Below are 22,138 nucleotides of genomic sequence, written 5' to 3'. Positions count from 1 at the left end.
ACATTCACAAATGTCAAATGTTCGATTTTCTTTAAGGTCTCCCAAAAGCGATACTGAAACCCCAATACATTTAATCTATCGCCTTAAAACAGAAAAATTGGTTTATCCGCTTGGTGTAAAAGTTCATCCTTCCCATTGGAAAACCGAAACCCAAAGAGTGCGAAATGTAGCTGCCGCAAAAAACAAGGTTGCAATAAACACTTTGCTTAATAATCTTGAAAATAAAGTATCTGCTTTCGTTGATGGATGCATAGTAGATGGCTTACCATTATCAAAGTTCAGCTTAAAGAAATTCCTTGATGATTATTTTGCCCCAGTTAACGAACAGGAGAAAAGCTTTTTTGGTTTTATCGACAAATTGATCCTAAGCTATGAGGGCAAGATAAATCCCAGTACCGGAAGACCAATAACTAAAGGAACAATCAAAAGTTTAAAGGGAACAAAGGCAGTTTTAGAACTATTTGAAACGGCAAAATATCGTCTTTCATTTGATGTTATTACACTCGATTTCTATTATGATTTTATTGCTTGGTGCAATACTAAAAACTATGCTACCAACAACACAGGCAAACATATAAAAAATCTAAAAATGTTTATGGGTGAAGCTGTTGAGCAAGAATTAACCAACAACATAGCATTTAAAAGCAAACGTTTTGTCGTTCTTAAAGAAGAAGTAGATAATATTTACCTAACGATTAACGAGCTAAAGAAAATGTATCAGCTTGATTTATCTGCAAAACCGCAACATGAAAGAGCGAGAGATTTATTTTTGATTGGTGCTTTTACCGGTTTACGGGTTTCTGATTTTAACGATTTAAAACCCGAAAACATTATAAAACGGATTGATGGTTACAGGCTAAAAGTTGATACTAAAAAAACAGGACAGAAAGTAATTATTCCTTTGCATCCCATTGTTGTAGAGATATTAGAAAAGAACGGTGGAAAACCTCCAAAAACGCTACCTGACCAAACGATTAACTATAAAATTAAGGCCGTAGGCGAACTTGCAGAGCTTGACGATATAGAAACCTCTAGCAAATCTAAAGGTGGCTTAAAAGTGAGTAAACACGTACCAAAATATATGCTTATTAAAACCCACACAGCAAGGCGTAGTTTCTGTACAAATGCTTATCTGGCTGGTGTTCCAGTTATCGACATAATGGCAATTAGTACACACACTACCGAAAGCTCATTTATGAAATACATCAAAGTAACCAAAGAACAACAAGCTGATAGAATGGCACAACATCCATTTTTTACAGGCAAGGCCATTTAATTTAACTTATCAATCAAGACTTTTTTAACAAGGCACAAACCCTTTAAAACATTAACTTTTATATCTGGTCACCTTATTCATGAGGTGACCAAAACACCAACCCAAATAATAGACAAAAAGAATAAACCCAACAAACTAAACTAGCAAGAATATTAACTCTTCTTTTGATAATCGAAAAAAAATAGGTGTACCCCTTATTGTGTCTAGTTCTATTTGATGGTTGTTCAATAAACAATTTTCAAAAAGCCTTAAACATCTATAAACAATGACTTTCCTTATTTGATGGTTATTTGATAGAAGAAACAAAATTATAGCTGAATACTAATTATCGTAATTCATGAATAATAGCAATATGTAATCACATTTCATGCTAAGTAAATATTATTCATGAGACAATCTTATAACAAAAACGATGAAAACAATTGATGAACTAACACCATTTATTCCAACGCATGCGGGTGAAGTACTACAGGATGAATTGATAGCTAATAATATTTCAATCGAGGAATTCGCAAAGCTTATTAATATTAAAAAGTCCCAACTTAATAGAATTATAACAGGAAAAGAGATGATTAATAAAAAATTAGCCAACAAGTTTGAGAAAGTGTTAGGCATTGATTCTGATTACTGGCTAAGCTTACAAAATAAATATATAACAGACAAAATAAATATTGCGAGATTTTAAACAAATCTCGCAATATTAACAAAAGACAACTTACACGCTGTCTTTTATTTTTTATAAATTATGAGTTTTCATTATTTTGTCAAAGCTTGTTGACTTTATAAAGTTTTGCTTCTTTTTATTGACTTGAATAATCTCAAGAAACCCTAATTCAACAAGATTTCTTAGGTCAGCCCTAGCCGTGTAATTGGAAATACTAAATCTCGATTCTATTTCCTTAGTATTAAGAACTCTATCTGAATCATCATAAATGATTTTCAATATTTGAGCCATTCTATCATTAACAGACGGTATTTTTAAAAATTTCGAAGCTTGGGAGACCTCTTTTTGCTTTCGGTTAATGTATATTTTTAAAGCATCTATGGCTTTTTCCATAGTCCTTATGTGGTATGTTATAAAATAACTCAAATCATTTCCGTCTGACTCTGTATAAAGAAAAGCTTTTTCATACTGGTTTTTCGACCCCTTAATTATCCGTGAAATTGACAAATATTCTGTCATCCAGTAGCCTTTTTTCAGCATATACCAGTAAAATAAAGCCCTTGATGTTCTACCGTTACCATCAGCAAAGGGATGAATCCATGCTAACATAAAATGAATAATACAACCTTTAATAATTGGGTGAATAAAATCATCTGTATCATGATTAAAGAATGAACAAAGATCATTCATCAAATCAGGAATTTCAGTAAAATCAGGTGGAGTGTGTACCGTCTCACTACTTGCAGTATTAACTACAAAAATATCGTTATTTTCCCTAAACTTACCCTCGTCCGTCTTATTATCTAAAGTGTTATTAGATATCAAACGATGGATAAAAAGTATTTTTTCAGGTGTAATTTCTTCCATCTTGCACTCCGCTATTTCTTGCATTGTAACAAAATTGTTCAGAATCATTAGTTCATCTTTACTTTTAGGTTTTTGATCCTTTTGGATCATTTCTTTCGCCTTTTTCCGAGTAGTATTAGCCCCCTCTATTTGACTACTTGAAATTGCTTCCTCTATTAATGAGCTAATAATAAATTTTTCCTTGTCTGTTTCGGCAATCCCGATATTACTACTCAAAGTACCGCCAAAATGCATATCAAAACGATGCAAGCTTCTTTGTATAAAATCAGTTAGCATAAAAGAAAACTTATACCCTCCAAATCTAACTGAAGTGCTGTTAATTAATCTATGAAGCTTCACAGCATTCCATAATTTTTCAGGCTCATAATCTTTAGATTTATACTTGACTTTATCCCAATACAAATAGCTATCCTGAATGTTTTTTAATAACCCATTATTTTGCAATTCAATCATTAGATTCATTGCATTAGCACTTTGCTTAAATGTTGGAGGTTGCTCAATCATATCTTTCCCATATTAATTGTTAAAATTGCGAGATCTTACACAAATCTCGCTTTTCTATCAATAAACGAATATAGTTTTTAATAATGTGATTATAAAAAAAAACATCTTAAAATTGCGAGATCTTACACAAATCTCGCAATTCTAGCAATAAACTAATTTTATTTAAAATCATGGGATTCAAAAAAAACATCTTGAAATTGCGAGATCTTACACAAATCTCGCAATTTTAATAATAAACGAATATCATCTTTAATTGTGGAATCAACGACCGATTAATTTATTTGGGCGTTTCTGCTCTCATTTAAAGAAAAACCGATTTTCTTTAAATGAAAACATCCTTATTTAAAATTTCGGTACTTTTTTTTAATTAAGAGAAAAGCCTATTTAAAATTTGCGTGTTATTTTTTATTAGGCGAAAGGCTTATTTAAAGTACCGGAGATAACAAAAGATGAAAAAGCCACATCAATAATCTTACAGGTGTGACTTGTATTTTATAGGATATATTTAAGACTATAGCCTCACACTACAAGACGTAGTTTTTGCACAAATACTTATTTAACTGGTACTCCCATTATCGAGCTAATGGCAATTTGCCCCTGTTAAGTTTTATTATAGGTTGTAATTATTTTCAAGAGTTTTAATAATTGTTTGTATCCAATTAGAAAATCGAGGACATTTTTCAAGCATTGCCTCTATTCCCACAGTTTCAAAAATCATTTCTCCATCACCAGTTTTGTCGTAATTATATATTTTCATCAATCTTTTTGATGGTGCTGTCTCTGGCGAGTTATTAATATCTTCTGGGTTTGGATATGTATCAATTATTTGTTGTGCTTTGTTGAGCTGATCCTGTTCGTCCATTACAAAGTCAAACCCCTTCATACTTGAAAACATCAGACTTTCAACCTCATGTCTTTGTATGTAAGGAATGAAATTTGGGTTTTTATTAAAATCATTGTGAATTGCTGTTTCGATATCATCAATACGTTTTGAGTCTTCAGAATAAGCAGGAAAATCAGTTGGTAGCTTATAATAATCAACTAATGTAGTCACTATAACATTTCCTTGTGATAATGTGTTTTGAACCTCTTTTCTATATTTTCCATAACTGCTAACGCCTCCCTTTTTGAACTGTTTCCGGTTCGTGGTTATTGTTTGACAATTGTAAGCTACAGTATGTCCCAATTTTTGCAAATAAGGCATGATAACCTTATTGACTAACAGAATTTCAGTATGCCCCTCTACAATAAATACCAGTCTACTCATGCTTACATGTTATAGGGTTGTGCTCCGAATACGTTCTTTCCCCAGATATCACTTAACGTGTATTCCTTCAACCAAGTATCCAATTCATCTGAATTTAGCCTTCTGAAAGTTGAGCTACTGTCCTTTCTATCGGTTACGATGATATTTTCAGGCTTGAAATTATCAATGAAATTAATTGACTGTGTAGAGACAATTACCTGACTTGTTTTTGAGACTTTTCGTACTAAAGAAGCTAACTTATTAACTGCAACAGGATGTAGACCTAATTCAGGCTCATCAATAATAATTGTTTTAGGTGGTTGTGGTTGCATTAGAAGCGTGGCCAAACAAATAAACCGCAGAGTACCATCCGATAAATGATAAGCATTAAAATAGGCATCGGGAAAGCCTAATTCTTTCCATTCCAATTGAATGATTTGCTCATTTAATCGGGAAGGTTGTAGATCAAAACGATCAAAAAATGGCGCTATTGATCGGATAGTCATCTCTATTCTCTTAAAATTCTTGGGGTGTTTTTTCTGTAAATAATAAAGAAAAGCTGCAATATTAGAACCATCGCTCTTCAACCTGAAGTTCTCATCAATATTACATTTGCCTTTCATAGGAGATTGGTCGCCTGTATCATGGAAGTGATAAACATCAAATTCCTGTAAATAATCATTGACGTACCAAGCTTGACCTTTTCTGATATTCGCAAAATTTGATTCACGAACATTTAGTTCATAATTGTGCGGATGCCAATTGATTTCTGGCTTAAATGCAGTATCAATAGATTTGATAATTAAATCGTTTTGTGTACTTTCTAGATTTACAACAAATCTATTCATATCAATATTATTTTTTCCAAAATAAATATCAATATTAATACTTTGGGTATGTTTTTTTCCAAAATGCAATAAACTATCCGAACCTCCTTTTATTTCAACATAATTCTGAAAATTTCGTTGGTAAATATTTCTTAATAAAGAAAACAAGGATATAAAATTACTCTTACCAACTCCATTGCTACCCAATAGGATATTTATGGATTCTAATCGGATATCAAGTTCCTTTATAGATTTGTATCCTTCTAATTTTAATCTTGTGATCATATCAGATTTGTCTGTTTTGGTCTAATGGCGAAGATATAAATAATACTATTTGTTATGAAATTACAAAAGATTTTGAACTTTAATCATAGCTATATAGAAAGGTCACATTGATAATCTTATCAGTGTGGCTTTCTTGTGTTATTCTTTTGCTTTATCCTGTTGCTTTAGGAAGTTGTTTATTTGCTGTTCCAATCCTCCTAAATAGTTTTCTATATTGTCGTAATATATTGGCACAAGTGACTGTAAAGTATCAGCATCTGATATATTAATATACCTAGTCAATTCTTGTACTTTTTTTAATACCTCCCATAGTTGGAGGTCAATAATTCTAGACAACTTCAATCCAGTTTTATCAAACAAACTATATTCCGTTTTAGTTTTAATATTATTAATTAGCTCGGTAGTTTCTGATATTTTATCCATGCCTGTACGTATAGCCTTAATACGCTCATAGGTTTTACTATCTTTTTGAGCAAAATTTTCCAAAGATTCTATAAACGGCATAAAGTGTGTTAAGCAAGGAGTTAGCATTGAAAGTTCACGCATTCTTCTTAAAATCAGCTCTTCACTATCATTACTCACACCTACATCGGAACCAAACAACACCCAATCAGCTGAAATATTAAATTCACTTTTTAGAGCTTCAAGTACTTTTGTATTAACCTCTCTTTTTCCCTGTTCAATTAACATTAGAGTTGATCGAGATACATTTAACCTTTCCGCAAACTCATTTTGAGATAATTTTTCTTCAATTCTAACTTTCTTAATGCGCTCACATACAGTCATTTCTCAATAATTATTAAAAATAAACACAATACTACTCTCCGATTGAGTTGTTTTGTAAGCTTATTTTGCGTTGTTTTGTAATACCAAATAGTAGTATTGTTTGCAATTTGTTAACTAAACTATCACATAAAGCTATGCAAAATAAAATAAAATTAAAAGAACTTGAGAAAACGCTACCAAGAGGAGCAAAAGCTAAGATTTCAAAAAAATGCAAAATCTCAAGAACCACTGTAACACAGTTTTTTAAGGGGAGCAAGATACCATCAAACGAAACCGTTCGTAAAATTCTCATTGCAACCCAAAATATTATTGAAGAATACCGAAAAGAATCAAATGACATTAATATGATGATCGACAAAATGAAACTTTAATGTAGTCAATTCAACTCATCTTAAAATTTATAAAACCAATGACCGAAAAAATATTACAAGTATCAGAAATGAGTTCAGCCGATATCCTTAAACAGTTTATGGCTATGAATCAAAAATTATCAGAATTGGCACGGTATGTTAAGCCTAACAATTCAGCTACATTATTAAGTCCAAAAGAAGTAATGGACTGGTTGAGTATTTCCCCTCCTACTTTAAATGAATGGGCTAAGAAAGGCATTCTGAACCGTTATAAACTTGGAAATAGAGCCTTTTATAAAAAAGAGGAAATCATGGCAAATCTTGACGGTACAAAATACGCTGACAAGCTATAAAAGCAATACACTAAAATCGCAGGAAACACTTTTATTTACAATCATCACAGAACAAAAAACGCAGATAAAAGTGTTACGAATGCACAGGTTTTTTCAAGCCTGTTTTTTTTCGAAAACTGCTCAAATAAGCAAAGGAAACGCACGTATTTGTGTTACGCATACACATACTTTTTCAGACAATTAACTCACCTCTATTTTAGCCCCCTCCTCCATTGATCGACGGTATCAGCATAGAACTAACGGATTTTGATTTTAGCCTTTGGGAAACACACCCAATGCTAAAATTCTCCGTGCTTACCGATGTTGATTCAAAAGAGGAAATTGGCAATAGAAGAGCACATTACAAAGGATTAGATTTCATTATTGAACCCAAAGGAAAAGCGAAAATAAAAGGCTCTATTCACAAGTTCTTTAATAATGGTGAGCACAATGCAAACCGCTTTACCTATGAGGACTTCATAGAAGCCGTTAACAGGTTATCGGCTTATGGTGTAAAATCTGAAAGAACAAGGCTAAAAAGCTTTGAAATAGGCTTAAACCTTGATACATCCACCTGTAAGATTGATACTAAAACCTTTCTGGATAGTATTCTGTACTGCCGAGGTGCTCAACGTTCCGAGATGGAATTAAACGGGAAAACAGGTTACGGGTATGCCTACAAAACCACCAATGCGACTTACAAATTCTACGACAAAGCGGAACAATCTAAATTACAGGCTGAACTACTGAGAGTTGAAACAAAGTTCATTCGAATGCGAGCCATTGAAAACTACGGAATCAAAAGCCTAGCCGATTTACTGGATAGTGAAAAATTAAGCAAGCTAATAGCCGATAAGTTCCTGAAACCCATTGATGAAACAATTTTCTTTGAATGGGAGCAAATCAAAACATCCAGACGACTGCCAACCAAATACAAAAGCAAATTTAAAGACTTACGTAATCCCAATTGGTGGATTAAAGACCAAAGGAGTAACACAGACCGCCAACGAAATAAAGAATCACTGGAAAGGCTGATAAAAACGTATGCAAAACGGGACATTAAAAACATTCTGAAAGGCTTGATTTTATTGGAGATTTCAGCTTTCACACGCAGTAAAAAGTGTTACGAATACACAGGGTTTGAAAACCTGAAAAACTGGAACTGCTTAGATACGAACGCAAAAAAAAGTGTTACAGATACACAACGTATTGTATGTGCGGATTCAACCGACCACAGGGAGGGAAAAGAGAAAAAGAAATACTGTTTGACGTGCGGAAAAGAGATAACAGGTCAGAAAAGCGATTCCAAGTATTGCAACGATCAACGAAAATGCAGGGATAAAGCTTATAACCTGAAAGTATCCAAGAAAAAGCAAGCCAAACGAAGCCAAAAGGAAAAAGAAATATTACACCTGATTAAAGATTTAGGAAATGAATTCAACCTGATAAGAACCACCAACCCCAACCGAAAAAAGATAAAAGGAGTTCCGAGTCGAAAAACATCGATCATAGCAACCATAGGAGGAAAGAAAAAATATTACCACGGTGCTGATGCCCGTTTCTTCCTCAATGAATTTGATAAGAGAACCAAAACCGAATTATTAACCCAATGCCCTGATGATACAAGGCTTGAATATGCACAATGATAAAATGAGTACAAAAAAAGAAAACATCATTATTGATCTGATAGAAGATTCTGTAATCGCTTCCCGAATTTTTGACAATATCGAAAAGATTCTGGATTGTAACGGTCTTATTATAAACAGCTGGTATCCCATCGTGTATTTAATGGGTATTGATCTTGACAAGATGATTACTAAAAATCAACACCTGCAAAATGAATACCTATCAACATTTGAGATGTATATCAAAAAAGAAAATACCAACAGGGATACTGCGGTTTTAGTCTATAAAAAGTTTAATAATCTGATCAAGGAACACTTAAAACAGTTTCCCTATTTAAAAGCATCCTAGTTTATGAGTATGCTTTAAACTAAAATCACAAGAAAAAAGGTGGTGCAAATAAGGTATACCTAAGCGAAACCACAGATATAATGGTGCATTAAGGACAAAAATCAATGTTTAATGCACCATAATTAAAGAACTACATAAAATGCACTAAGTAATGAGAGTATATGGATATTTAAGAGCATCGACCAAAGATCAGGATGCAAATAGAGCTAAAAGCACATTAATTGATTTTGCAGGGAATTTGCAAATAAGAATTTCAGGTTGGTTTGTAGAAAATGAATCAGGTGCAAAATTGAACCGTCCTGAATTATTTCGATTGTTAGAAATGGCAGAGCCGGACGATGCAATTTTGATTGAACAGATAGATAGGATAACAAGATTGTCTGAAAGCGACTGGCAAAAGTTAAAAAGTATCATCATTAACAACAAGCTAAAAATAATATCAATGGATTTGCCTACCAGTTACAATTTTGCCAAATCTACAGATGAATTTCAGAAACGAATACTTGATGCCATTAATTCTATGATGCTGGATATATTGGCTGCTACGGCTCGGAAGGATTATGTGGATAGGAGGCGCAGACAATCCGAAGGTGTACAAAAGGCAAAATCATTAGGTAAATATAAAGGTCGCCCCGAAGATATTGAGCTTCAAGGAAAAATTGAGAGTTTGCTCATTGATGGCAAAAGCTACAATTATATTCAGAACATGCTTGGATGTTCCCGACATACCATTTCAAAGGTTAGTAAAAAAGTAAGCGCAATTGATAAGAGAAGAGAGTTTTTATAAAGCTCTCTTTTTATTTTCCCTTGAAAATACACGCCTTAACAACTATGTTTTGATATAATTTATCTCAATACTACAGGAAACCCTTTTAAAGCAGGTTTAAACCGGTTTTCTGTATATTGCACTTATTCGCTGAACACCCCTATTTATGGGGCAAAAGCGAAGTTATTTTCCAAATAAACATGCTTATTTTTTACTGAAGAATACCGTAAACCCGTTTAGACCCGTCTTAAACCGGTTTCCTGTAGTATGCACTTATCCGCTGAACACCCCTATTTATAGGCAAAAGAGAAGTTGTTATTCCAAATAAACATGCTTATTTTTCACTTAAGAATACCGGAAACCCGTTTAGACCCGTCTTAAACCGGTTTTCTGTAGTATGCACTTATTCGCTGAACATCCCTATTTATAGGTGAAAAACGAAGTTGTTTTCCAAGTAAACATGCTTATTTTTTACTTAAGAATACCATAAACCCGTCTAGACACGTTTAAAATGGCTTTCTGCACTATGCACTTATTCGCTGAACGCCCCTATTTATAGGCAAAAGAGAAGTTGTTATTCCAAGTAAACATGCTTATTTTTCACTTAAGAATACCATAAACCCGTTTAGACACGTCTTAAACCGGCTTTCTGTATGCAGCACTTACTCGCTGAACACCCCTATTTATAGGGCAAAAGCAAAGTTGTTTTCTAAATAAATAAGCTTTTTACTGGCTTAAAAATACCGGAAACCCGTTTAGACCCGTCTTAAACCGGTTTTCTGTAGTATGCACTTATTCGTTGAACATCCCTATTTACAAGGCACAAGCGAAATTATTTTCCAAATAAACATGTCTATTTTTTACTTAAGAATACCGGAAACCCGTTTAGACCCATCTTAAACGGTTTCCGGTTTAAATACCTCCTTTAAAAAATGATTGTTGGGATTGTAAAAACGTCCATTTCAAAAAAATTTTGACAAGAAAACAAGCTTTAGTAAGTATGTTTTGGTATATTTTTAGTCTATCGCAATTTAGGTTCTTTAGATGCCATATGTAATCCTATTTAAAATTGAAACAGTTTTTGAGTGCGTTACACTAGTAGAATTTCTTTAGAAAGCTCACTATCTTTCACTACTTAATGTCAATATGTTAACCCAATTAATTCTGCCACATTACAGAATCTGAAAGAGGTTATGGATTGGTTAAGTATCCCCTTTAGAATACCCACCAGAGCTTCAATCATACCTAAAGCTCAAGCGAATTCCTTTCCCTTAAGGTAATTAAATGATATTTGAATCAATTTTTCACCTGTTTTGTTTCGGGAATAAAATTAAACCAGAACAAAATGAAATAGAGCAAATATCCGAAAATGGGAGACTTCATTGTGAAGTCTCCCAAGAACAACTATTTAATTTAAATTACTTTGCCACTTTCCTTAAATGGGTATTTGTATCTATTATGCGTTACAAACTCATACCAGCGCCAATATTTTAATGGATTTCGACCAAAGGTTCTATACAATTTAGTTCCCTTATATTCAGGATTTTCATTTTGGAAAAGCTCAAACCTATACTCCATAGTAGCTACATCAGTTCCTTTGTGTGGCATTGTAATAAATTCATGTTTACCATCATATGTTTCAAACTGGTAGGTTTTATATATTCCCTGAGGTTCAATTAATGCTATATAAACAAAAGAAAAGATATTACTTAAGACGATAAATACCAGCACGATTAATATCATTACGATTCTAATTACTTTAGTTTTTTTCATATATTATGGGTTACATGATTTTACATTAGCTGGAGCTTTCCCCCCAACCGGATCAATACTTATAATATCTGTAGTCGACATATTTCGAATATCCTGCCCTAAACATCCTGGATTTGTACCAGACCCATTTGGCCAAGTTCCTTCTGTATCTGGCAAATTCATGCCACATTTATTTGCTACGTCAATAGCAAAATCGGTACAGTTGTACGTATCTAAATTATAAACTAATGGTGGATTCTTTATATAATTCAATATTATTCCAAGTTTATCTTTCGCTATATTCATTGATATTGAAACATCATAATCATGTCCTTCATCATTATTTAAAACACTAACATGAATCTTACTTGATGGTTTTGCTGCCCCTTCAGGATAAAAACCGACAATAGAAGTATTTCCATTTTGAATAATTCCAATAAATGTATGTACTGCAGTTCCCGACCATAAATCATATGTATCATTACTATTAGCAGCAGGTTGATCTACAAAAACAGTAAGTACTGCGGGATAGTCTGAATTAATGCAATCTAAATACAGCACTATATCTGATATTTTATTCTCTGGAACTCGTACTTTTGACTGGACAATGAGTTAAGATATGTTTATATTTGTAATCGAGCCAACTTATATTTTAAACTTCGGGAAATTGAGACCTGAACCACTAAAATATTAATTGGCTTTTTTCATATCCTCCGAAACGGATAAGCGATCTAGTTAAGATCGGGATAGAAACTAGATAAGACCTAGATAAACACCCCTTAAAACCCCTTTATAATAGCTCTATTTGCAGGCTTCACTCTCTGTAATGGCTTATTTTCCTAGAAAATGGGAATTTCCGATAATTTGATTTGTTTGGCTTTCAAAAAGATCGTTTGAGTAGGATAAACGATCGAGATAGAAGCGGGATAAGTGATCGAGATAGGAACTAGATAAGATCGGAATAAATAGTCCTTAAGAACCCTTTACAATAGCTCTATTAGTCGGTTATACTCTCCGTGTTTGCATATTAATCTACTGCTATGGTCTTTTATTCCCGAATAGAAATACATTATTTTTTGGCTCAATATTCAGCTTATACCGCTATCGAGATAACAACTTCTTTAAAATGTGGTTTTTTAGTATCGAATACTTGACAGTATGAATATCAGTGGAAATTTGATACTTTAGCACGAGTTTAGGTCTCATTACATTGATGACACAAATCTCATTTATACACTTACACATGTAAATTAGCTGTGTAAGTGTATGTTTTAAGATTGATAAAAGAAATTTAAATGTACATTCACAGTCGTTGTATGCAATTTTAAAAAACCGACAATTACCAAATAAAAATGAAACATTGGACAGAACCAAATGGTATTTTTATTGTAAACATTCCGATTGAATGGCAATATAAGAATGTTGTGTTTGAGAATATTGAAGAAAAATCTCCTTTCAGTTTTCAACCATATGAAAATTCATTAGGTTGTTTTCAATTAAGTTGTTATCCTCTTGAAGAAAAAGGAATCAATACTAACTTACCTTTGCAAGAAAACAACTCCAAGATTGACTGGTTGGTTTCAAGAATGGATGATGAAGAGTTTGATGTTTGGCTTTTTCACGCGCAAGTCGATGATTTGCTTTGTATGGCGAAATATATTTATGACTCAGAAAATAGAAATAAGAAAGAAATCTCAGAACAAATCAATAAAGTAAAAATAGCACTAGATTCTTTTAGGGTTATTCCTAAAAGTGACAGATTATTAGCTTCACATTTGAATAAATATGATAACTTCCAAAGTTCGCTAGCTGCTTCCTATGATTTATTGGAGAATGCCTATTCAACTAATTCACATATCGAATTAGTTGTAATTCTTGCAAATCAAATTGATGCTTTTTTAAGATTATCCATCATATTACAACAGCAATTAGAAAATAAAACCAATGATATTAAAATAAAGTATCTATTTCAAGGAGACAATAAAAATGGGATATTTGAAAGAACCATCTATTCAAAAGCCAAGGAGTTAGGAATTATTGATGAAGAATTATTCAAAGAATTAAATAGTCTATATAGTTTGAGAAACAGAGTTATTCACAGGTATATTATTTCATTTATTAAGACTCGTGACATTGCAAAAATCGCTTATGACTATACCTTCCTAAATGAAAAAACAAGGTTGATTCTGGGAACTATAGAAGAAAAGCAATTTGAAACTGGATTTGGGATTTATGGCAAAGGCTACAAAAAAGACGATGTGTTTACTGAACATGAATATCGTAGAGCCATTTCTTGGATTAATGATAAACATTTATTAGAAAAACTAAAACGAAAGATATAAAAAACTGCACATCATACCATCAAACGTTAGCAGTTATTAAAGAATACTAATGAACATGAAAAAATGCCTTGATTTAGAATATGATGTAGTGCTATCCTTTGCTGGAGAGGATAGAGGTTATGTAGAGAAAACGGCAAGCTTTCTGAGACGCTCTGGAATAAAGGTTTTTTATGATTTATATGAGGATGTTGACTTATGGGGTAAAGACTTATATCAACATCTTGATGATGTATATCAGAATAAAGCAAAATATGCTGTTATTTTTATTTCCGAGCATTATAAAAGAAAATTATGGACAAATCATGAATTAAAAAGTGCACAAGCAAGAGCATTTTCTGAAAGTGAGGAATATGTTTTGCCAGCGAGATTTGATGATACAGAAATACCAGGAATACGAAAAACAATTGGTTATGTTTCATTGATTGATTTGCCACCAATTGATTTAGCTAAAAAAATAATTAAAAAACTTGGTGATGTTGAGCCAGAAAAATTTCTCCCAGATGATATTGTTTATATTAAAGAGTTGTTCGATTCTTTATTTGAAGATTTTGATGAAGAAGAAATTGAGAGTTTAGTTCTTTATGTTTTTAGTAAGCTAAAACTAACTACTGATAAAGAACGACAATTCTTAACGGGATTAATGATGTATTCATGTCGTCATGATATAACCGAAGATCTACATGAAGATATTTCTCTTTTTGAAAGGATTACAGGTTTTACGAGAGAAGAGATAATTGATATTTTGAAAAGCTTGTCCAATCTAGGATTTGAATATAAAATTGATAAATCGGGAAGCGAATGTTTTGAGAATGGAGATGAAAAAGTCTATGAGCAATTAAGTGTTAAAATGATTTCTCGAGAACCAGAATTAGTACTAGATAATGTAACTATGGTACTTGTATTTATGTATTCTGGAGCAATGAATGGTAAATGTGATATTTGTTGTAAAAACACTTTACAAAGACTTGATTTCTCAGATTTGAAAGATAAGCTTGATAAAGAAGATTTGGAATTTTTCCAAAAATGCATTCCAAGTTTTGAAGATGATGAATAATAACAACTGCTAACAACTAAGCTAAATTATCATGCGCGTTGATGAGCAGTTTGAAAGTTTAGTTCAATTAATAAATATCAGAATTTAAGCGAGTTGCTTTAGCTTGTTAAACAGACTGCCGTTACCGCAAATTCGCCACATCAGCGTAACCAATTAATTACTATTGCTAACGAATAGAATCCTTAATAAAATTTCCTGCTATATTTCGAGAGACTCTTTGCATAACCGATTCTTTAACTGGTGCATTCAAAGCCCGTGGCGCATTCTGGTTGAAATGTAAAAGCCTTCGAAGTTGTGATTCGAAGGCCTGTTGATAATTACAGTGGTGGCTCGCTTTAGCGAAGACCCCGTTCAGAATAATTCTCGAATCAAAGATACATTTCCTTAGAGTCATTTTATTTATTTAAAGTGTAAATAATGGCAAGGAAAAAGAAAATTGAAATGGAGATTATCAATACCAATGCAGCAGGTATTGATATTGGCAGTAGATCACATTTTGTAGCAGTAGGTCAATCCTTGGAAGATGTAAAAGAATTTGGGGTATATGCAGAAGATTTGATTGAATTATGCGAATGGCTGTTATCTTATGGAATCACTTCTGTAGCTATGGAATCAACAGGAGATTACTGGCAAAACTTATATGTCGAGTTACAAAAGCATGGTTTAGAAGTGATTTTGTGTAATGGAAAATTTACAAAAAATGCAAAAGGGAAAAAGACAGATGTCAAAGATAGTCGCTGGATTCAAAAGCTTCATTCTTTAGGCTTATTGACTAGCAGCTTTTTGCCGGATGAGATGACAGAGATATTACGTACATATTGTCGACAGCGAACTAATTGGTTAGACTTAGCTGCAAGTGCATCGCGGAAAATGCAGAAGTATTTGAAATTTTTAAACTTTCGATTAGATGTAGTAGTAAATGATATTTGTGGGCTTACAGGAATGAAAATAATAGAAGACATCTGTAATGGAAATCTTGATCCATATTCATTAGCAGAGCATCGGCATTATAATTGTAGAAAACCCAAAGAAGAAATAGCCAAAGCATTACACGGAAATAACAGAGAAGATTTCTTATTTGGGTTGAAACAAGAATATGAAAGCTATAAATTCTTTCAACGAAAAATAAAGGCTTGTGATATAGAAATTGAGAAGCTTGTACGGAAAGAAATAAAGAAAAATCCTGAAAAGCTAAAGCTTAAAACAACAGAGAAGCCTTATAAAAGAATCAATAAAAATGCTATTGATATCAAAAATTTCAACCAAGTAGCTTATCAATACTTCGGAGGAGTTGATTTAATGGCAATCGAAGGTGTTAGTCATGCAACAGTAATGGCAATAATGAGTGAAATAGGAATTGATGGATTTAAGAAATTTAAGACATCAAAAGAATTCTGCTCATGGTTGCGATTAGCTCCCAATAATAAAATATCAGGTGGTAAAATATTGAGTAATCGAATACCCAAAGGGAGTAATAGATTAAAGATTGCTCTACGCCATTCAGCCAATGCTATTGGCAATTTAAAAGATACGCATATGTCTGACTTTTTTAAACGGATTGCCTATCGAAAAGGTCGGCAGTCAGCAGTAAGTGCGACAGCAAGAAAGTTGGCAGTAATAATATGGACAATGATTACTCAAAAGGTGCCCTATCAACCACCCACAGATTATCTGTTTTTAGACCAAAAGAGAAAATTAAAGCTTGTTTCAAGAATAAAGAAAAATATTATTAAATTTGACATAAAACCAGAAGACGTTGGGTTTTGCAACTTGCCTAATTTGAGTGCAGAATTTTGACGTTAGTCAGAATTAAAAAGAAGAATAAATGGATACCATTATTATTAATAATCAGATTCATCTAATGAAAATGGATTCAATCAAGGTGGATGCGGATTATTCTATTATTGCCAATGGTCTTGATTCATTAAGAATTCAAAATAAATCCAACTTTAACGATTTAAGACAGACTATTTTAATTTCAAATCAAAAAGACAATCTATTAACGTTTGTTTCTAATGATGCTTTATTTACGACTCTTTCAACTCTCCTTGTTTTTTCTTTGGGAATAATGTCGACTATAATAATAAAAGAAATTGGAAAGTATAAACATAAGAAGAAGATTAGAGAGTTTGTAAAATACCATTTAGATAATATTATTACAACCTTTGCTCCAAATTTGAAATTTGCATATTCTGATATTGCAGATAAAACGACAATCGACAGTGGGATTCGATTGACACCTCCAAAAATTTTCTCAAATGATTTTCAACGAATATTGCATATAGATTCAAAAGAGTTATTTGATTCAGTAAAAATGAAAACGGAATTATCCAATATTATTAGTCAGGTTGATATTATAGACACTTTAATTTCAGATGTTCAGTCATATCATAAACACGCCCTTAATGAGAGTGGAAAGTATAGAGAAAAGTTAGTTGTTTTATCTAAGCAATATGAGGATGCACTTGCAAAATTTGTTGAGTATGAAAGACAAAACACTGAAGATTATGAAACAAATATTCATTATATAACAATAAATAATTCAATATTAAAGTATTACAAGGAAATTTCCGGAAAAAGGGAATTGCAAAAATTTCGTAATGAAATACTTCGTCCAAATCAAAAATATTTAGTTTTATCTAATTTATTCAGGACACATAAATTTGGAAAGGAGCTTGCCGAAAACGGTAGGAATTTGTCATTTTTACTTGTTGACTTGGATAATTTAATAAATGAATTCAAAGAACAATACATTGAGTTTTCAGAGCTTATTGACAATGCTACAAATTCAATGATCAGTAATATTGACAAAATTAACTGGGGGACAAATAAGGGTATATCTATTCATTTAAAACAGATCAAGTAGCAGATAGTTAGTAGTTTGTGAATTTAAAATTGGGTTCTGTTGAAGCTACCATGAAACCACCTTAACTACCTAACGAACAGGGCATTAAGATGGTTTTTCTGTTTATTGTTAAGATAATTTTCAAAGTATTTTACTTCAATTGTTCTATATATAGGGGTATGATGAAGGAAAAGATTTAAAAAATTGAAAAGCAAAGATTGGAGTTGAGGCGAAAATTACCTGAAATTAATGATCCTGGAAATAGCACTTACACACTTTGCGGGACAGTGTCATAAAAATTAGTATTTCCATAATTCAAACTCTTCCCAAAGCCTCTTTGCTTCTTCATAACCATTTTCATAAGATTTCCTTGCCCAATAAGCAGCTTTCTTGTAATTTTCCAAAGCTCCAACTCCTGAGCAATACATAAGAGCCAAACTACATTGGGCCGCAGAATTATCTTGTTCAGCACTTTTCTGATACCAATAGAAAGCTTGTTCATAATCTATCGAAACTCCTATTCCAAATTCATACATATGGGCTAAATTGTATTGCGCATCCACATGGCCTTGTTCAGCACTTTTCTGGGACCAAAAGAAAGATTTTTTATCATCCTTTAAAGTTCCTTTTCCTCTGTAAAACAATTGAGAAAGATAAAATTGCGCTTTTACTTCACCTTGCTCAGCACTTTTCTGATACCAATAGAAAGCTTGTTTTTCATCCTTTAAAGTTCCTTTACCCAAAGCATAAGATTGGGCCAGCATGTATTGCGCATCCACATGGCCTTGTTCAGCACTTTTCTTACACCAATAGAAAGCTTGTTTTTCATCCTTTAAAGTTCCTTTACCCAAAGCATATATACATCCCAGTTCCAATTGAGCATTAGCATCACCTTGTTCAGCTTTTATTTTTACAAAATCAAAATTTTGAGTAAAACCGTTAAATTTTGAAACCATAAGAAGCAATACAACAAGTAGAATTCGGGTACTAAATTTCCAATATTTATACATAGAGTTTAATTATTAAAAAGTAATATTAATAATTAAAATATAAAATTCACACTAAACGCTATGCTATCTTTTTTGGATCAGGAGATAATTGGGTTTCAATTATTTCATTAACTTTTAAATGGTTGGGGTAGTTATTTTTTACTCGTTTTGTTTTACTATTCCAATATCGCTCTAAAATAGGATAATCAACATTTTGCTTTTCTATTTTGTGTTATCCTTATTTTGATTGGATGTTTTCCATCTTTATTTTTTCTTGACCATAAACGAGCATCAATTTTTTTCATGCTTCATCAAATTGTTAAAACAATTTTAACTGTATTTTCATTAATATCGAAACCATTAATTTTAAAGCATTCAAAGTGAGTGTTGTGAAAATATGTATTTTTTGTGTATTAGTCCTATTGGGAACTATTACCTCAAAATAGCATATTTCCAACCGCTCTATTCTAAGTTTTTAAGGATTAAAAAACAAAACGGCAACAAAACCGGCAACACATAAAAACAATAAAGCCCCAACTCGTTAAGAATTGGGGCTTTATAAATTTACTTAGAGGTCTCTGGCGGATTCGAACCGCCGTAGACGGTTTTGCAGACCGGTGCCTAGCCACTCGGCCAAGAGACCCTATCTTCCGTAAAGGCGTTGCAAAGATATATATTTCTATATTACTCGTGCAAACTTTTCTCAAAATTTGTCACAAAAATTTTAAACTGATTCTACAAATCAGGAGTAATCAAAGAATTAACGAGACAAAGTTAAGCTCACTTTTTCTATTTGTCCACCCATTGGAGGGTTCATTTTAGATACTTTTACTGTTGCATGCTCCAATTCGGGGAAATTTTTATACAAAACATCTAAAATTCTCTCCCCAACATGTTCAAGCAAATGAGATTTTATTTGCAGTTGTTCCTTTATCATTTCATACGCACGCTGATAATTCAGAGCATCGTCTATAGAATCAGATTTCACCGCCTTTTCAGCATTATATTCCATGCGAACATAAACGGTAAATTTATTCCCAACAATTTGCTCTTCCTTAAAACAGCCATGATAGGCGTAAAATTCCATGCCTTCTAATTCAATAATTCCCATTTTTTTTGTTGTAAATATTGTTTGGCGAAAATAAGAGATTAAATTACAAGTACAAAATCTCATTTTTTTACACTCTTAACCAAGCATAGCTAAGTAATATTGAGGGAATTTCCATACTTTTGTTTTTCGTTTCATAATGTAGCTGATCAATCAAATTATTGTAAATTTATTGAATCGCATTTCGACTCGAAAAGCAAGGCAGGATTCGATTCCGAATCTCAGGCAAATACATGTATCATTTTAAATTGAGTAGTATGGATAACAAAAATGTAAAAGAAGAGAATGTTAACGAAAGCAAATCTCTTAATTTTATCCAGCAGATTATTGAAGAAGATCTGAAAAACAATGTGAATGATGGTAGAGTACACACCCGATTCCCTCCAGAACCAAACGGGTACTTACACATCGGACACGCTAAGTCGATATGCCTAAACTTTAGCCTTGCCCAACAATATAAGGGAAAATGTAATTTACGTTTCGACGATACTAATCCTGTTAAAGAAGACACTGAGTATGTAAATTCCATTATGGATGACATCAAATGGTTAGGATTTCAGTGGGATGGGGAGCCTTTGTATACTTCTGATTATTTTCAGCAATTGTATGATTGGGCAGTGAAGTTGATTACTGATGGCAAAGCCTATGTGGATGATCAGACAGCTGCGCAAATTGCTGAGCAGAAAAAATCACCAACCGAGGCAGGTATAGAAAGTCCTTATCGTAATCGAAGTGTTGAGGAAAACTTAGATTTATTCGAAAGAATGAAGAATGGTGAATTCAAGGATGGAGAAAAAGTTCTTCGTGCAAAAATCGACATGACTTCATCAAATATGCACATGCGCGATCCATTGATGTATCGTATCATGCATGCGCATCATCACCGCACAGGCGATCAATGGTGTATTTATCCAATGTATGATTATGCTCATGGCGAGTCGGATTATATAGAAGGAATTACACACTCTATCTGCACTTTAGAATTTGAAGTTCACCGTCCGCTATACGAATGGTTCGTGAATAATTTAACCGATACTGATTACCGCCCAAAACAGCGTGAATTTGCTCGTTTGAACTTAAGCTACACCGTAATGAGTAAGCGAAAGTTACTGGAATTGGTAAAAGATAATCACGTTAATGGATGGGATGATCCACGAATGCCTACTGTTTCAGGATTGCGTAGAAGAGGATATACTCCTGCTTCAATTCGTAATTTTGCGGATATAATTGGTGTTGCAAAACGAAACAATGTAATTGATGTTTCACTTTTAGAACATTGTGTTCGTGAGGATTTGAATAAAACTGCTCCACGTGTAATGGCTGTTTTGAATCCTGTAAAATTAATCATCACCAATTATCCCGAAAATCAGGAAGAATTTTTGAGTATCGAAAACAATCCTGAAGATCCGGAAAGCGGAAATCGTGATATTCCTTTTTCTCGTGAATTATATATCGAGAGGGAAGATTTTATGGAAGATGCTCCAAAGAAATTCTTCAGAATGACTCCGGGACAGGAAGTACGATTAAAGGCTGCTTACATTGTAATGTGCGAAAAAGCTGTTAAAGATGCTGATGGAAACATCACTGAAATTCACTGTACTTACGATGCAAAATCTAAGAGTGGTAGTGGATCAGAGGAAAGCAAACGCAAGGTAAAAGGAACACTTCATTGGGTTTCTGCCAAGCATGCTGCTAAAGCCGAAGTTCGTATCTACGATCGTCTTTTTAACCACGAAGCTCCTGATTCCCAAAAGGAAACGGACTTTAAAGAATTTATTAATCCTGATTCCTTACAAATTTTGAGCGAGTGTTACGTTGAACCAAGTTTAAAAGATGCTAAAGCTGAAGATCATTTTCAGTTTACCCGACTAGGCTATTTCTCTGTAGATAAAGATTCTACTGCAGAAAAATTAGTTTTCAACCGTACGGTTTCTTTAAAAGACTCATGGACTAAAACCCAAAAGAAATAATCCGCTACTTAAAATACATCAAACCTGACAGGACAAAATCTTGTCAGGTTTTTTTATTAAACAAGTCTTTTTTACTCCCAAATAGAAAAACAATATTAAATATTTCAAACACTTCTCTAATATCAAAAACACGTTCTATTAAAACACTCCTTTAAAATTAAGTAAGACCATACAAGCAGAACAAATAATTGCCAAACCACC

General features: G+C 32.9%; 20 protein-coding genes and 1 tRNA gene. 12 read left to right on the top strand and 9 right to left on the bottom strand.

Annotated elements, in window-relative coordinates; all coding sequences use genetic code 11:
- The first annotated feature begins 10 nt into the window (after positions 1 to 10).
- Entirely contained in the window at positions 11 to 1,276 is a 1,266-nt protein-coding gene (locus tag ACKU4N_RS01755) for a site-specific integrase (RefSeq protein ID WP_321319875.1), read from the top strand.
- A 412-nt stretch (positions 1,277 to 1,688) separates the two neighbouring features.
- Positions 1,689 to 1,961, top strand: coding sequence for a HigA family addiction module antitoxin (locus tag ACKU4N_RS01750; RefSeq protein ID WP_321319874.1), 273 nt, complete (start codon positions 1,689 to 1,691; stop codon positions 1,959 to 1,961).
- A gap of 51 nt (positions 1,962 to 2,012) precedes the next feature.
- On the opposite strand, the gene ACKU4N_RS01745 is transcribed toward ACKU4N_RS01750, so the two are convergent.
- From ACKU4N_RS01745 to ACKU4N_RS01730, 4 genes are all read right to left on the bottom strand, one after another.
- Positions 2,013 to 3,311 (bottom strand): Fic family protein, encoded by a 1,299-nt coding sequence (locus tag ACKU4N_RS01745; protein ID WP_321319873.1) that lies wholly within the window; start codon positions 3,309 to 3,311, stop codon positions 2,013 to 2,015.
- 610 nt (positions 3,312 to 3,921) lie between these two features.
- A complete protein-coding gene (locus ACKU4N_RS01740) occupies positions 3,922 to 4,578 on the bottom strand; it encodes a DUF4276 family protein (protein WP_321319872.1) in 657 nt (218 codons plus the stop codon).
- A gap of 2 nt (positions 4,579 to 4,580) precedes the next feature.
- Positions 4,581 to 5,669: an AAA family ATPase gene (locus tag ACKU4N_RS01735; protein ID WP_321319871.1), complete on the bottom strand. Its 1,089-nt coding sequence runs from the start codon at positions 5,667 to 5,669 to the stop codon at positions 4,581 to 4,583.
- A 138-nt stretch (positions 5,670 to 5,807) separates the two neighbouring features.
- Complete coding sequence (locus tag ACKU4N_RS01730; protein WP_321319870.1) at positions 5,808 to 6,455, bottom strand: helix-turn-helix domain-containing protein; 648 nt, start codon at positions 6,453 to 6,455, stop codon at positions 5,808 to 5,810.
- A 134-nt stretch (positions 6,456 to 6,589) separates the two neighbouring features.
- Between ACKU4N_RS01730 and ACKU4N_RS01725 the strand changes: the two genes are divergently transcribed.
- From ACKU4N_RS01725 to ACKU4N_RS01705, 5 genes are all read left to right on the top strand, one after another.
- Entirely contained in the window at positions 6,590 to 6,826 is a 237-nt protein-coding gene (locus tag ACKU4N_RS01725) for a helix-turn-helix domain-containing protein (RefSeq protein ID WP_321319869.1), read from the top strand.
- A gap of 38 nt (positions 6,827 to 6,864) precedes the next feature.
- A complete protein-coding gene (locus ACKU4N_RS01720; protein ID WP_321319868.1) occupies positions 6,865 to 7,158 on the top strand; it encodes a helix-turn-helix domain-containing protein in 294 nt (97 codons plus the stop codon).
- A 275-nt stretch (positions 7,159 to 7,433) separates the two neighbouring features.
- A complete protein-coding gene (locus ACKU4N_RS01715; RefSeq protein ID WP_321319867.1) occupies positions 7,434 to 8,783 on the top strand; it encodes a hypothetical protein in 1,350 nt (449 codons plus the stop codon).
- Positions 8,784 to 8,787: 4 nt separating this feature from the next.
- Positions 8,788 to 9,111, top strand: coding sequence for a hypothetical protein (locus tag ACKU4N_RS01710; protein WP_321319866.1), 324 nt, complete (start codon positions 8,788 to 8,790; stop codon positions 9,109 to 9,111).
- A gap of 151 nt (positions 9,112 to 9,262) precedes the next feature.
- Entirely contained in the window at positions 9,263 to 9,898 is a 636-nt protein-coding gene (locus tag ACKU4N_RS01705; RefSeq protein ID WP_321319865.1) for a recombinase family protein, read from the top strand.
- Positions 9,899 to 11,290: 1,392 nt separating this feature from the next.
- Here the strand turns inward: ACKU4N_RS01705 and ACKU4N_RS01700 are convergent.
- Complete coding sequence (locus tag ACKU4N_RS01700; RefSeq protein ID WP_321319864.1) at positions 11,291 to 11,650, bottom strand: hypothetical protein; 360 nt, start codon at positions 11,648 to 11,650, stop codon at positions 11,291 to 11,293.
- Positions 11,651 to 11,653: 3 nt separating this feature from the next.
- A complete protein-coding gene (locus tag ACKU4N_RS01695) occupies positions 11,654 to 12,190 on the bottom strand; it encodes a hypothetical protein (RefSeq protein ID WP_321319863.1) in 537 nt (178 codons plus the stop codon).
- 791 nt (positions 12,191 to 12,981) lie between these two features.
- Between ACKU4N_RS01695 and ACKU4N_RS01690 the strand changes: the two genes are divergently transcribed.
- The 4 genes from ACKU4N_RS01690 to ACKU4N_RS01675 all read left to right on the top strand — a co-directional run bounded on the left by ACKU4N_RS01690 (position 12,982) and on the right by ACKU4N_RS01675 (position 17,891).
- Positions 12,982 to 13,971 (top strand): hypothetical protein, encoded by a 990-nt coding sequence (locus ACKU4N_RS01690; RefSeq protein ID WP_321319862.1) that lies wholly within the window; start codon positions 12,982 to 12,984, stop codon positions 13,969 to 13,971.
- A gap of 49 nt (positions 13,972 to 14,020) precedes the next feature.
- Complete coding sequence (locus ACKU4N_RS01685) at positions 14,021 to 15,025, top strand: toll/interleukin-1 receptor domain-containing protein (protein WP_321319861.1); 1,005 nt, start codon at positions 14,021 to 14,023, stop codon at positions 15,023 to 15,025.
- A gap of 417 nt (positions 15,026 to 15,442) precedes the next feature.
- Positions 15,443 to 16,822, top strand: a complete 1,380-nt coding sequence (locus ACKU4N_RS01680) for an IS110 family RNA-guided transposase (protein WP_321317537.1) — start codon at positions 15,443 to 15,445, stop codon at positions 16,820 to 16,822.
- 28 nt (positions 16,823 to 16,850) lie between these two features.
- Complete coding sequence (locus ACKU4N_RS01675; RefSeq protein ID WP_321319860.1) at positions 16,851 to 17,891, top strand: hypothetical protein; 1,041 nt, start codon at positions 16,851 to 16,853, stop codon at positions 17,889 to 17,891.
- A 278-nt stretch (positions 17,892 to 18,169) separates the two neighbouring features.
- Here ACKU4N_RS01675 and ACKU4N_RS01670 read toward each other — a convergent pair whose 3' ends face one another.
- From ACKU4N_RS01670 to folB, 3 genes are all read right to left on the bottom strand, one after another.
- Positions 18,170 to 18,880 (bottom strand): tetratricopeptide repeat protein, encoded by a 711-nt coding sequence (locus tag ACKU4N_RS01670; RefSeq protein WP_321319859.1) that lies wholly within the window; start codon positions 18,878 to 18,880, stop codon positions 18,170 to 18,172.
- 551 nt (positions 18,881 to 19,431) lie between these two features.
- A tRNA-Cys gene (locus ACKU4N_RS01665) sits at positions 19,432 to 19,502 on the bottom strand.
- Between the two features lie 117 nt (positions 19,503 to 19,619).
- The gene (gene folB / locus ACKU4N_RS01660; protein WP_321319858.1) at positions 19,620 to 19,970 is read right to left on the bottom strand and encodes a dihydroneopterin aldolase; all 351 of its coding nucleotides are present in this window, start codon (positions 19,968 to 19,970) and stop codon (positions 19,620 to 19,622) included.
- A gap of 254 nt (positions 19,971 to 20,224) precedes the next feature.
- Between folB and ACKU4N_RS01655 the strand changes: the two genes are divergently transcribed.
- Positions 20,225 to 21,937 carry a glutamine--tRNA ligase/YqeY domain fusion protein gene (locus ACKU4N_RS01655; protein WP_321319857.1) on the top strand — a complete coding sequence of 571 codons (1,713 nt, stop codon included), beginning with the start codon at positions 20,225 to 20,227 and terminating at the stop codon, positions 21,935 to 21,937.
- The last annotated feature ends 201 nt before the right edge of the window (positions 21,938 to 22,138 follow it).

It is taken from the genome of Labilibaculum sp., from assembly GCF_963664555.1.
Lineage (GTDB): Bacteria > Bacteroidota > Bacteroidia > Bacteroidales > Marinifilaceae > Labilibaculum.
The sequence above is the reverse complement of the archived record's forward strand: the minus strand, read 5'-3'. Positions and strand labels throughout refer to the sequence as shown.